General features: G+C 68.9%; 13 protein-coding genes. 8 read left to right on the forward strand and 5 right to left on the reverse strand.

From position 1 onward, the window contains the following. Window positions 1–8 precede the first annotated feature (8 nt). Window positions 9–1,319, reverse strand: coding sequence for an ArsA family ATPase (gene bagB / locus KGA66_RS06850; protein WP_312886790.1), 1,311 nt, complete (start codon window positions 1,317–1,319; stop codon window positions 9–11). Further along, window positions 1,316–2,428, reverse strand: coding sequence for an ArsA-related P-loop ATPase (locus KGA66_RS06855; RefSeq protein ID WP_211465766.1), 1,113 nt, complete (start codon window positions 2,426–2,428; stop codon window positions 1,316–1,318). The genes bagB and KGA66_RS06855 overlap by 4 nt, the downstream gene beginning before the upstream one ends. 69 nt (window positions 2,429–2,497) lie before the next feature. On the opposite strand from KGA66_RS06855, the gene sp36 reads away from it, so the two are divergent. Genes sp36 through KGA66_RS06870 form a run of 3 tightly spaced genes read left to right on the forward strand, consistent with a single transcriptional unit; the run spans window position 2,498 to window position 3,989 of the window. Then, complete coding sequence (gene sp36 / locus KGA66_RS06860) at window positions 2,498–2,653, forward strand: Sp36 family protein (protein ID WP_211465767.1); 156 nt, start codon at window positions 2,498–2,500, stop codon at window positions 2,651–2,653. Then, complete coding sequence (locus KGA66_RS06865; RefSeq protein WP_211465769.1) at window positions 2,653–3,174, forward strand: RidA family protein; 522 nt, start codon at window positions 2,653–2,655, stop codon at window positions 3,172–3,174. Before sp36 ends, KGA66_RS06865 begins: the two co-directional genes overlap by 1 nt. Window positions 3,175–3,215: 41 nt before the next feature. Next, the gene (locus KGA66_RS06870) at window positions 3,216–3,989 is read left to right on the forward strand and encodes an MBL fold metallo-hydrolase (RefSeq protein ID WP_312886791.1); all 774 of its coding nucleotides are present in this window, start codon (window positions 3,216–3,218) and stop codon (window positions 3,987–3,989) included. 27 nt (window positions 3,990–4,016) lie between these two features. Here KGA66_RS06870 and KGA66_RS06875 read toward each other — a convergent pair whose 3' ends face one another. Further along, complete coding sequence (locus KGA66_RS06875; protein ID WP_211465864.1) at window positions 4,017–4,700, reverse strand: Crp/Fnr family transcriptional regulator; 684 nt, start codon at window positions 4,698–4,700, stop codon at window positions 4,017–4,019. A gap of 214 nt (window positions 4,701–4,914) precedes the next feature. Here KGA66_RS06875 and nth point away from each other — a divergent pair, with 214 nt between their 5' ends. The 4 genes from nth (at window position 4,915) to KGA66_RS30845 (ending at window position 8,610) form a co-directional block, all read left to right on the forward strand. After that, window positions 4,915–5,691, forward strand: coding sequence for an endonuclease III (nth, locus tag KGA66_RS06880; RefSeq protein ID WP_211465771.1), 777 nt, complete (start codon window positions 4,915–4,917; stop codon window positions 5,689–5,691). Between the two features lie 77 nt (window positions 5,692–5,768). Next, window positions 5,769–6,590 carry an NUDIX hydrolase gene (locus tag KGA66_RS06885; RefSeq protein WP_211465866.1) on the forward strand — a complete coding sequence of 274 codons (822 nt, stop codon included), beginning with the start codon at window positions 5,769–5,771 and terminating at the stop codon, window positions 6,588–6,590. Window positions 6,591–6,600: 10 nt separating this feature from the next. Next, a complete protein-coding gene (locus KGA66_RS06890) occupies window positions 6,601–7,791 on the forward strand; it encodes a MarP family serine protease (protein ID WP_211465773.1) in 1,191 nt (396 codons plus the stop codon). Window positions 7,792–7,911: 120 nt separating this feature from the next. Next, a complete protein-coding gene (locus KGA66_RS30845) occupies window positions 7,912–8,610 on the forward strand; it encodes a metal-dependent hydrolase (protein WP_211465775.1) in 699 nt (232 codons plus the stop codon). A gap of 55 nt (window positions 8,611–8,665) precedes the next feature. Here KGA66_RS30845 and KGA66_RS06900 read toward each other — a convergent pair whose 3' ends face one another. Together KGA66_RS06900 and KGA66_RS06905 are read right to left on the reverse strand one after the other, a co-directional pair. Continuing rightward, a complete protein-coding gene (locus tag KGA66_RS06900) occupies window positions 8,666–9,583 on the reverse strand; it encodes an alpha/beta fold hydrolase (protein ID WP_211465795.1) in 918 nt (305 codons plus the stop codon). A gap of 241 nt (window positions 9,584–9,824) precedes the next feature. Next, window positions 9,825–10,241, reverse strand: coding sequence for a phage holin family protein (locus KGA66_RS06905; protein ID WP_211465797.1), 417 nt, complete (start codon window positions 10,239–10,241; stop codon window positions 9,825–9,827). A gap of 305 nt (window positions 10,242–10,546) precedes the next feature. On the opposite strand from KGA66_RS06905, the gene KGA66_RS06910 reads away from it, so the two are divergent. Next, on the forward strand, window positions 10,547–11,788 hold the full coding sequence (locus KGA66_RS06910) for a GNAT family N-acetyltransferase (protein ID WP_211465799.1): 1,242 nt from the start codon (window positions 10,547–10,549) through the stop codon (window positions 11,786–11,788). Window positions 11,789–11,859 lie beyond the last annotated feature (71 nt).

Here is an 11,859-nt window from a genome sequence, read left to right on the forward strand (position 1 = left end):
CGGCCCCGTCAGGCCGAACGCGCGATGATCTCGCGCAGGCCGTCCAGATCGTGAATGTCCTCCGCCTGCGCGGGCAGTTCCAGCATCGCGATTCCCGGGTGACTGGCCAGGAAGCGACCGGTCAGCCGCTGCTCCCGCCGCGACTGAACCACGCGTTCCGCATGAAGCCGCAGCAGCGCGGCGGCCAGTTGCGCGGACTGCGCCGCCTCGAACGAGGACTGCTCCTCGGACCAGTCCGGCTCGGCCCACGTCTGCTTTGCGGATCGTGCGGCTCCGGAAGGGTCCGTAGAACGAACGGACGCCGACCCGTTCTTGCGCGCGGCACGTCGCCCGGCCTTGCCGTTGGCCAACTGCTCGGCGGCGGCCAAGGCCCGCTCGGCGGTGATGTCGGCCTGCGGCCGGTGTACGCGGTTGAGTACGAGCCCTGCCAGGGGCATCTTGTCCGTGGCGAGCCGCTCGGTGAAATAGGAGGCTTCGCGTAACGCGTCCGGCTCCGGGGCGGCGACCACCACGAAGGCGGTGCCCTCGGTCTGCAGCAACCGGTAAGTGCGCTCGGCGCGCTCACGGAAGCCGCCGAACATGGTGTCCAGGGCGGCGACGAAGGACTGCACCTCGCTCAGCAGCGAGGAGCCGAGCACCTTGCCCAGCGCGCCGGTGACCAGACCCACCCCACCGGTCAGCAGTTTGAACGCGCCCAGGCCGCCGACCTTCGCGGGAGCCGACAGGATCCTGATGAGCCGCCCGTCGAGGAACGACCCGAGCCGCTCCGGGGCGTCGAGGAAGTCCAGCGCGGAACGGCTCGGCGGGGTGTCGACCACGATCAAGTCCCACCGGCCGTGCGCCCGCAACTGCCCGAGCTTCTCCATCGCCATGTACTCCTGCGTTCCGGCGAAGCTCGCGGACAGCGACTGGTAGAAGGGGTTCGCCAGGATCTGCTCCGCTCGCTGCGGATCCGCGTGATCGAGCACGATCTCGTCGAAGGTGCGCTTCATGTCGAGCATCATGGCGTGCAGCCGCCCGCCCTTGGACCGGTCGATACCGGCGACCTCGCGCGGGGTGTTGTCCAGTGCGCTCAGACCGAGGGACTGCGCAAGGCGCCGTGCCGGATCGATGGTGAGCACCACGACGTCCCGGCCCCGCTCCGCCGCGTGCAGGGCGAAGGCCGCGGCCGTGGTGGTCTTGCCGACCCCGCCGGAGCCGCAGCACACCACGATCCTCGTCTGCGGACTGTCCAGCAGCCGGTCCAGGTCCAGGTGCTTGGCGCCTCGCTCGGGGCCCCTGCCGGCCAGGTCCGGTCCCGCCGTCCCGGTCTCGTTCACGCCGCCCCCTGATCGCGCAGCCGCTGTGCAAGCAGATCTAGTCCGACCCGGTCGACCCCGTCGGTGAGCAGCGGCAGCTCATAGAGCGGCGCCTCGGTCGCGGTCAGTTCCTCGCGTTGGGCGGCTTCCAGCAGCACCCGCTGCGCGTGTTCGGTGGCCAACTCGGCGAGCGCCGAGACGAGGTCCGTGTCCGCGAGACCCACCGGCGCGAGCCCGGCCTCCAGTTCCGCGAAGTCGAGGCCGCCGGGTTGCGCCGCCTTCTTGAGCCGGTCCTCGGGCAGCACGACCGGCCGCGCCTGGTTCACGATCACGCCGCCGGTCGGCAGGCTGGCGGCGCGCAGTTCGGCGATGCCGTCCAGAGTCTCCTGCACCGGCATCTCCTCCAACAGCGTCACGAAGTGCACCGCGGTCTGAGCGCTGGTCAGCACGCGCATTACCGCGTCGGCCTGGTTACGGATCGGGCCGACCCGGGCCAGCCCGGAGACCTCGGAGTTGACGTTCAGGAAGCGGGTGATCCGGCCGGTCGGAGGTGCGTCCATGACGACCGCGTCGTAGTCGAAGACCCGGTCCTGCGTCTTGCCGCGCCCCTGCGTGTGTCCGCTGTGCGTGTGTCCGCTGTGCGTGTGTCCGCTGTGCGTATGTGTGCTGTGCGTATGACCAGCGCGGCGGCGTACCGCTTCGCACGTCTTGCCGGTGAGCAGAACGTCCCGGATACCGGGGGCGACCGTGGTCGCGAAGTCGATAGCGCCGAACCTGCGCAGAGCGCGGGCCGCCGGACCGAGCTTGTAGAACAGGTCGAGGTACTCGAGCAGAGCCTGTTCGGCGTCGAGGGCTTGCGCCCATACCTCGCCACCGTCCGGCGTGACCGCGACCCGGCGCTCCTCGTATACCACCGGTCCGGCGTCGAAGAGCTGGGAGAGTCCCTGCCGACCTTCCACCTCGACCAGCAGCACGCGACGGTCTCCGGGCCGCTCGCCGCCCGCCGCCAGGGCCAGCGCCAGCGCGGCCGCGACGGTCGTCTTGCCCGTGCCACCCTTGCCGGTGACCACGTGCAGGCGAACGGCGGACCAGTCCGCCTTCGCGCGCCGCGCCTCGACTGCATTCGTCACAGGAATGAGCCTAACCTCCTGTCGAGTACCGGGGCGCCCACCCGTCACGTACCCGTTAGGCTCTGGGGCATGACCAAGTGGGAGTACGTAACCGTGCCCTTGCTCGTGCACGCGACGAAGCAGATCCTGGACAACTGGGGCCAGGACGGCTGGGAACTGGTCCAGGTGGTGCCGGGGCCGAACCCCGAACAGCTGGTGGCTTACATGAAGCGGGAGAAGCAGTAGTGACCGAGGGCGGCGGACCCCAGGGCGCCACCCCCGAGCAGCGGCTGGCCGAACTGGGACTCGAGATCCCGTCCGTGGCGAAGCCCGTGGCCGCCTATGTCCCGGCCACGCGGTCCGGTTCCCTGGTCTTCACCTCCGGCCAGTTGCCCACGGTCGACGGGCGGCTGGCGAAGACGGGCAAGGTCGGTGCCGAGGTCAGCGCCGAGGAAGCCAAACAGCTTGCCGAGCGGTGCGCCCTGAACGCGCTGGCCGCGGTCAAGGCCGAGATCGGCGAGCTGTCCCGGGTGCGGCGGGTGGTCAAGGTGGTCGGGTTCGTCGCCTCCGCCCCGGACTTCACCGGCCAGCCCGGTGTGGTCAACGGTGCGAGCGAGCTGCTGGCCGAGATCTTCGGCGAGGCCGGGGCGCACGCCCGCTCGGCCGTGGGGGTCGCGGTGCTGCCCTTGGACGCCCCGGTCGAGGTGGAGCTGACCGTCGAGATCGACAGCTTCCAGGTCGACTCGGCGCCGCTCGAGGTGGCCTGATTCCCGGGGCCGGTTCGCGGCAGCCGGTCGCCTCGGGCCCGGTGACTGCGCGTGCCACGCTGGTGCTGGCCCCGAACCCGTCCGCGATGACGCTCGACGGCACCAACACGTGGGTGCTGATCGAGCCCGGCTCGCACGAGGCACTGGTGGTCGATCCGGGACCGCTGCACGAGGGCCATCTGGCGGCCGTGCTTGAGCACGTGGACGCGGCCGGGGCGCGCGTGACCTCGATCGCTTTGACACATGGCCACCCCGATCACGCCGAGGCCGCACGACGCTTCGCCGAACTGACCCGCGCCCCCGTGCGCGCGCTCGACCCGGCGTACTGCCTGGGCTCGGCGGCTCTGGGCGGGGGCGACGTTCTGATGATCGGTGGCCTCGAAGTCCGTGTCGTCTCGACCCGGGGGCACACCGGCGACTCGCTGTCCTTTTTGATTCCCGCCGACCGGGCCCTGCTGACCGGCGACACGGTGCTCGGCCGCGGCACGACGGTCGTCGCGCATCCGGACGGTCGCCTCGCAGATTACTTCGACTCGCTCAGGCTGATCCGCCGGATGACCGAGACGCAGGCAGTTGGCGTGATTCTTCCCGGGCACGGTCCGGTGGTGACGGAGCCGAAGGCCGCGGTCGAGTTCTACCTCACCCACCGTGCAGCGCGCCTCGCCCAGGTGGAAGCGGCGCTGGAGGCTGGAGATCGCACGGCGGACCAGATCGTGCGACGCGTTTACGCTGACATCGACCCCAGACTCTGGCCCGCCGCCGAGCTGTCGGTTCTCGCCCAGCTTGAATATCTGAACCGCAGGCGCAACACCTGACTCGCCGCGCCTGACGGCCTGTGAGTGCTACCGCGCGCGGCGTGCCAGACGCTCCGTGTCAAGAAGGACGACCGCACGCGCTTCCAGCTTGATCCAGCCGCGCTGCGCGAAGTCGGCAAGCGCCTTGTTAACGGTCTCCCGAGACGCGCCGACCAGCTGTGCCAGCTCCTCCTGAGTGAGGTCGTGCGAGACCTTGATCCCCTCCTGCTCGTCCCCGGCAGGCTGCCCGAACCGGGTCGACAGGTCCAGCAGCGCCTTCGCCACCCGGCCGGGTACGTCCGAGAACACCAGATCCGCCAGCGTCTCGTTGGTGCGCCGCAGCCGACGCGCCATCGCCCGCAGCAGCGCGCGGGCAACTTCGGGGCGCGTCGACAGCCACGGCTGGAGTTCGCTGTGCCCGAGCGCGAGCAGTCGAGTGGAGGTGAGTGCGGTGGCGGTTGACGTACGCGGCCCCGGGTCGAACAGCGACAGCTCGCCGAACATGTCGCCCGGTCCCAGCACCGCGGTCAGGTTCTCCCGGCCGTCGCCGGAGGAGCGGCCGAGCTTGATCTTCCCCTCGACGACGACGTACAGCGCATCGCCCGGATCGCCCTCGTGGAACAGGGCGTCCCCACGGCTCAGCGCGATCTCGGTCATCGACTTGAGCAGCGAGTTCGACGCCTCTTCATCCAGCGCGGCGAACAACGGGCTCCGGCGCAGCACGTCCTCCACTGTCGAACCCTCCATCGGCCTTCTGGCCGTTCTCCTGCGGTGCCGGTCGCCGGTCGTCCGGTAAGACTCGACGCCACGCCGCAATCTGTTATGCCTCTGCATCGAACAGTGTGGCCTACCACACGGTAATTCACATACTCAGGAACGCCACACCCCAACCCTGCCCGGCACGGTTCGTCGCCGCGCAGCCTCCCGGACCATCTACGCTTACCGAATGAGCATGGCCGGTGAGACGACTGAACGCGCGCCCGCGACGAACGAGAGTCCGCTGGCGCTCACCAGGCGGGCGCGGCGGATCAACCGGGTTCTCGCCGAGATCTATCCCGATGCTCACTGCGAGCTCGACTTCGGCTCCGCCTTCCAGCTGCTGTGCTCAGTCGTGCTGTCCGCGCAGACCACAGACGTGCGGGTCAATCTGACCACCCCGGCGCTCTTCGCCCGTTACCCCGCCGCCGAGGACATGGCCGCAGCCGATCCGGTCGAACTGGAGCAGCTGATCAAGCCCACCGGGTTCTACCGCAACAAGGCCAAGTCGCTGCTCGGGCTCGCCGCGGCGGTGTGCGACCGGTTCGGCGGAGAGGTGCCGCGGACGTTGGAGGAGCTGATCACTCTGCCCGGTGTCGGCCGCAAGACCGCGAATGTCGTGCTCGGCAACGCGTTCGGCGTGCCAGGGATCACCGTGGACACACACTTCGGCCGGCTGGCCCGCCGCTTCGGCTGGACTCGGCAGGAGGACCCGGTCAAGGTCGAGTCCGAGGTCGGCGCGCTGTTCCCCAGGGCCGAATGGACGATGTTGTCACACCGGCTGATCTTCCACGGCCGACGCGTGTGCCACTCGCGCAGGCCCGCCTGCGGCGCCTGCCCGGTCGCGCCGCTGTGCCCTTCGCGTGGCATCGGCGAGCAGGACCTGGTCAAGGCGGAGGCGCTGTTACGTCCAGCCTCGGCGCGTGAGGCCGCGTTGTTGGCTGCCGCCCGCAAGGCGGTTTCGTGAACGACGCGGTCGGCTTGGAAGCCGCCGGCGGTGGCGGCGGTGAAGGAGACATGGCCACGCTGCGTATCGGCGAACCGATGGCCGTCCCGGAACAACTGCCGGTTTGGCTGCGACCGCTCGCCCGGGCGCTGCGCGAGCTGAGCCCGGACTGGCTCGGCTTCCGGCCCAGGAGGCGGACACTGCCCGGGGAGCCGCGCCGTTCCGCTGTGCTGATCCTTCTCGGCGAAAGCGGCCCGGCCGGTGGCCCGGAGCCCGACATCCTGATCACCGAGCGCGCCGCGACACTGCGGGCGCACGCCGGGCAGCCGGCCTTCCCCGGCGGTCGGATCGACCCGGAGGACCACGGTCCGGTGCAGGCCGCGCTGCGCGAGGCACAGGAGGAGACCGGCGTCGATCCCGGCTCGGTGGCCGTGTTCGGCCGCCTGCCCGAGATCTACCTGCAACCGAGTGATTTCATGGTCGCGTCCGTTCTCGGGTGGTGGCACACTCCGTCGCCGCCACGCATCGTCAGCCCGCTGGAGGTGGCCGCAGTGCACCGAGTGCCTGTGGCCCAGCTTGCCGACCCCGCGAACCGGGTGCGCGTGCGCCACCCGTCCGGATACGTCGGCCCGGCCTTCCACGCGGGCGGCATGCTGGTCTGGGGTTTCACCGCCGGGCTGCTCGACGCGGTCTTGCGGCTCGGTGGCTGGGAGCGGCCGTGGGACCGTGACCGGTTCGAGGACTTGCCCGAAGAGGTCAGCGCCCTCGCCGTGCGGTCCAGTTCAACCCGCCCCGCCGATCAGCGCCCGTTCGCCGCGGGCACCGACGCGGATTCCACCGGGAGCGATCCGGCACAGAGCTTTTCGGCGGGGAACGGTTCGGACAGAGCGAGCGGCCTGGCCGGCTGCGACGGCGAGTGAGGGTGTACCCGTGGACCTGCTCGATCTGATCCTGATCATCATCGCTATCGCTTTCGCGGTGTCGGGATACCGTCAGGGCTTCGTGGTCGGCGTGTTGTCCTTCTTCGGCTTCGTCGGCGGTCTGCTCCTCGGCCTGTGGCTCGTGCCCATGGTGATACAGCGCTTCACTTCCAACACCTCGCTGGTGGTCTCCACGGTCTCGCTGTGCGCGGTCCTGGCGCTGGCCGTGCTCGGACAGGTGTTGGCCACGGCGCTCGGCGGGCGTGTCCGGGGAGAGATCACCTGGCGTCCGGTGCAGGCGGTCGACCAGAGCGCGGGCGCGGCGGTGTCCGTGATCTCGGTGATGCTGGTCGCCTGGTTCCTGGGGCTGGCGCTGGTGAACTCGACCATGCCGGTGGTCTCGCAGCAGGTACGCGGCTCCGCTCTGCTCAACGGCATGAAGCAGGTACTGCCCGCGAACGCGCAGAACTGGTTTCACTCGTTCGCGAGTGTGCTTGACCGCAGCGGTTTCCCGCAGGTGTTCGCGCCCTTCACACACGAGCAGATCGCCAATGTGCCACCGCCCGATCCCGCGGTGCTGAACGAGGCGGGCGTGGTCAAGGCGCGCAATTCGATCGTCAAGATCGTCGGAAACGCGCCAAGTTGCGGCAAGCAGATCGAGGGTTCCGGTTTCGTCTTCGCGTCGCAGCACGTGATGACCAACGCGCACGTGGTGGGCGGCGTATCGCATCCCACGGTGCAGGTAGGCGGCGAGGGGCGGCTATACCGAGCGACGGTGGTCCTGTTCGATCCGACAAGCGACATCGCAGTGCTGTACGTCCCCGGTCTGCACTCCGCGCCACTCGCCTTCGACACGACGGGCGCGAGCGGCGACAACGCCGTGGTGGCCGGCTTCCCGGAGGACGGACCGTTCACGCCGGTCGCCGCTCGCGTCCGCCAGGAGATCAACGCCCAAGGGCAGGACATCTATCAGCGCGGCTCGGCCACGCGTGACATCTTCTCGCTCTACGCTCAGGTCCTTCAGGGCAACTCCGGCGGGCCTTTGCTCACCCGGACCGGGGAGGTGTACGGCGTCGTGTTCGCCAAGTCATTGGAGGACGCGTCCACGGGTTACGCGCTGACCGCCAATCAGGTCGGGCCGGATGCACAGCGCGGAGCGAGTGAGACGGCTGCGGTGGACACGCAGGGTTGCGCCATCTAACGCTTCGGTGCGCTGCACGAAGGGGCGCAGCTTTGCATGGCAGTGATCCAGATTATTGCTACTGTCTGATCTACACTCGGCGGGGTTCGGCCCGCGGTCGCGACTGTGGGGGGATCATCCGTGCTCGGACACTCGCATTCGACCAGCGGCGCCCTCGCCTGGGCCGCCGCCGCGGCCTGGGTTCCGGCCGCGGTGTGGCCGGCCCGGCTGGACACCAAGGGCATCCTGCTGGGCACGTTCATCACGGCCGGCTCGGCGCTGCTACCGGACCTGGACCACCCCGACGGTACGATCGCGCACTTCCTCGGCCCGATATCGCACGCCTTCTGCCGCTTCGTCGAGTGGATCTCCGGCGGCCACAGGCACGCGACCCATTCGTTCCTGTTCGTGGCTGCGGCCACTGCGGGAACCTGGGCCGGCGCTCACTATCTCGGGCGCCCGTTCACGCTCGGGTTGGTCTACCTTCTGCTATCGCTCGCCATCCGGGCACTGCATCTGTGCCCTCCCGGGAAGGGCATTCACTCCTGGGGCGTGGTGCTCCTCCTCGCGGTCGGCGGGACGTTCCTGATGTACCGTTGGATCGGCCCGGATCCCAGTTGGCTGCCCGTCGCCGTGGGGCTGGGTGCGCTCACCCATCTCGCCGGAGACTGCCTGACCGAACGCGGGTGCCCGCTGCTGTGGCCGATACCCGCCCGCCTGGGCATACCGCTGATCAAACACACGGGCGAGAAGTTGGAGACCGCGCTGCTCACCCCACTCATGGCCATCGGCGCGATCGTATCGCTCTACTTCGCGACAACGCCCCTTACCCACAAGTGAGAGATGAGGGAACAGGGCGTCCGCTGCCGGCATAAATGCGAAGGACGCGTTCAGTTCAGCGGTCTGGTTCGTCGTCCGCGAGCCAGTTCAACACCTCCGTGTTGAACAGCTTCGGCGCCTCCTCCTGCGGGAAGTGGCCGACTCCCTCAAGCAGCCGCCAGCGATAGGGCGCGTTGACGTGCCGACCGGAGCCACGGGCCGTACTCGTCAGCACCGCGCGGTCCAGCGCTCCGTGCAGGTGCAGCGTCGGCACCTCGGTCGGAGTGCGCATGCGCTGCTGATACTGGAGCCCGTCCGGTCGCGGCAGCGAGCGCACCCACCAGCGGAAATACTCCAACGAGCAATGTGCCACGCCGGGGATCGCGATCGCCTGCTCATAGCGCTGCGCGACTTCGGGCGGTGGCCAGTCCGGGCCGCTCCACTCGCTCAACATGCGTCCGACGGAGGCGCCTGCGTCGCGCAGCAGCGATCGCTCGGCGGCCAGCGGCCGTTGAGCGGCGAAGACATGCTTGCTCGCACCGATCTGCGCCGGGTCGGTCAACAGCGCCGCACGCTGACGCCTCGGATGACCTGCGCCGACGACGACCAGCCGCCGAACGGTCTTCGCACGCACGGTCGCGGCCGTCCAGCCGAGCGTGGCTCCCCAGCCGTGTCCGATGACTGCAGCGTTAGCCTCGCCGAGAGCGCGAATGACGCCCGTGACGTCCATCGTCAGTGTTATCGGATCGTACCCTCGCGGCGTCTTGTCGCTCCCGCCGAAGCCCCGAAGGTCCATCGCGGCGGCGCGGTAACCGGCCTCGGCGAAGGCGGTCAGCTGGTCTCGCCAGGTCCACCAGAATTGCGGAAAACCGTGCACGAACAGTACCAGCGGGCCCTCGCCGAGCTCGACGACGTGGAAGCGGGCGCCGTTGGCGGACACTTCGCGGTGTGTCCAGGCGCCTTCCACGTACACCGGTGACAGGTCTGAAGGCATGGGCGCCAGCATTGCACAGATGGCTGACCGTACGGTGTCGTCGAGGCGTGCGTTGGGCGACTCGAAGCACAGAATGGGCGGTCACGGACCTGCGGCGTGGTGGTGGAAGTGACCTGGCCGCACTTGCCGCTCCGGGCCCGCCTGGCGATCGCACGCGCCAGGCGCCGCGGCCTGATCCGAAGCTACTTCTCAAACTCGGGGTAGCGCGGGCCCAACAACTTGCCCAACAACAGTTGCTGCTCTACCGCGGGGTTCGCTTGAGTACGGCGAGCGATTCGTTGGTCGTGCGTTTGGTCGCGTCGACGCCGCGGATCGCCTTGAACCGCACCAACCCGACGCCGCCACACACCGCGCCGAGCAAGAGGTAACCGCCTCCGACGATGAGCCAGGCCCAGGCCAGCCCGATCCCGGCGGCGTGGATGCCGTAGGCGATCGCGAAGGAGCACATGATCAGGGCGAACAACAGCAGCATGCCCGCGACCGCGAACAGTCCGCCGCCCGTGGCCGCCTGCTTGAAGTCTCGGCGCAACTCCGCTTTGGCCAGCGCGATCTCGTCGCGCACCAGGGCGGACATGTCCTTGGTCGCAGACATGACCAGGGCGGAGAGTTTCTGGTCCGTCTCGGCGTGCTCGGACGGGGAACCGATGGTCACGGCCACGGGTACCTCCACAGGGCGGACTTGATCGGCGGGCAGGTCCCGGCCCAAGTACCCCGGGAGTCGTCGGATTATGCGGTCATTGGGCTGAACGCGCAGGCTGGAATCGGCGAGGGGTGCGCTTCCCCGTGCGGACTCGCATCCGCGGAGGGCGCGGGCCAGCCGGTGAATAGCTACAAGTTGATCAGTCGCTTTATCGATATATCGCTTTATCGCCCTTGGGTGGATTCTGGAACCGGCGCCGGTCGGCGGCCGAACCGGCGGAAAAACCGTTCGCGACCTGCGGCCGCGCGTGTTACGCATTACCCATGCCGACAGAGCCGTCCGCGCCGCGCGCGCTTACTGAAAGCGAGTTGGAGCACTTCTACCGACTCGACGAACTGGCCTTCGGGGAGGAACCGGCAAGCCAGCAAGCCGCGGAGGTCAGCAGGCGGCTCCTGGAACGCGACCGGACCATCGGCGTGTTCGACGGCCCGCAGTTGGTCGGCGGCGCTTCGATCTTCACCCTTGAGATGACCGTGCCGGGTGGGCGGATCCCGCTCGCCGGCGTCAGCTGGGTCAGCGTGATGCCCACTCACCGGCGCCGCGGCATTCTCAGCTCGATGATGCGCTGTCAGCTGCACGGTCTCCACGAGTCGGGCGGCGAGGCCGTGGCCGGCTTGACCGCCAGCGAGCCGCCGATCTACGGACGCTTCGGCTACGGGTCGGCCTCGCGCGCCGCTGCGTTGACGATCCAGCGCCCGTACAGCGCGTTGCGTATTCCCGAGGGCGTGGACTCCATCGCTCTCCGATTCGTACCGACCGACGAATCCTACGAGGTCTGCGAAGAGATCTACGCGCGCCAGGTACCCGAACGGCCCGGCATGCTCGTGCGCACGCCGAGTTGGGCGATGGCGTACTTCACGGACGTTGACCAGTGGCGGGCCGGCCGTTCCCGTCTCCGGACGGTACTGGCGGAACGCGACGGTAAAGCAGTCGGCTATACGCGTTATCGCACCAAATATCGTGAAAGCGACGGCAGACCTGCTGGTGAAGTGAGTGTGACTGAACTCTATGCGGACGATGCCGCGTCATACGCGGCATTGCTGCGGTATCTCACCGAAATCGATCTCATGACGATCACCCGTCTGGACGGCATCCCGCTCGACGGCCATGCAATGCATCTCCTTCAGAACGTGCGCGCTGCCAATGTGCATGTCAAAGACGCGCTCTACATCCGGCTGGTCGACATAGATCGAGCGCTGGCGTCACGTAGCTACGCCGCGCCGATCGACCTCGTCCTTGACGTGGCCGACGCGCTGTGCCCCTGGAACGCCGGCCGCTGGCGATTGACCGGCGATGAAGCAGGCGCGTGCTGCGAACCCACCGCCGCCGCCGCCGCCGATCTCGCGCTCGACGTGCGGGAACTCGGCGCGGCTTACCTCGGAGGCACCTCGCTGGCCGCGCTCGGGGCGGCCGGGCTGGTGAAGGAACACCGCCGCGGCGCCCTGGCCGCCGCGGCCCGCGCTTTCGCCGCAGATCTGGAACCGTGGATTCCGTTCGGCTTCTGACCGAGGGCCGCAACCGGCCGGCCGTGAGGTCGAACGCACCGGCGGCATGCACCCGATGAGTGATCGGGTGC

Origin of the sequence: Actinocrinis puniceicyclus, from assembly GCF_018283645.1 — a bacterium.
In the GTDB taxonomy this organism is placed as follows: Bacteria; Actinomycetota; Actinomycetes; order Streptomycetales; family Catenulisporaceae; genus Actinocrinis; species Actinocrinis puniceicyclus.

Coding starts and splice junctions, on each gene's coding strand:
- sp36 (WP_211465767.1), top strand. CDS start 2,498: ATGACCAAGTGGGAGTACGTAACCGTGCCCTTGCTCGTGCACGCGACG.
- nth (WP_211465771.1), top strand. CDS start 4,915: ATGAGCATGGCCGGTGAGACGACTGAACGCGCGCCCGCGACGAACGAG.
- KGA66_RS06885 (WP_211465866.1), top strand. CDS start 5,769: ATGGCCGTCCCGGAACAACTGCCGGTTTGGCTGCGACCGCTCGCCCGG.
- KGA66_RS06900 (WP_211465795.1), bottom strand. CDS start 9,583: ATGCCTTCAGACCTGTCACCGGTGTACGTGGAAGGCGCCTGGACACAC.
- KGA66_RS06910 (WP_211465799.1), top strand. CDS start 10,547: ATGCCGACAGAGCCGTCCGCGCCGCGCGCGCTTACTGAAAGCGAGTTG.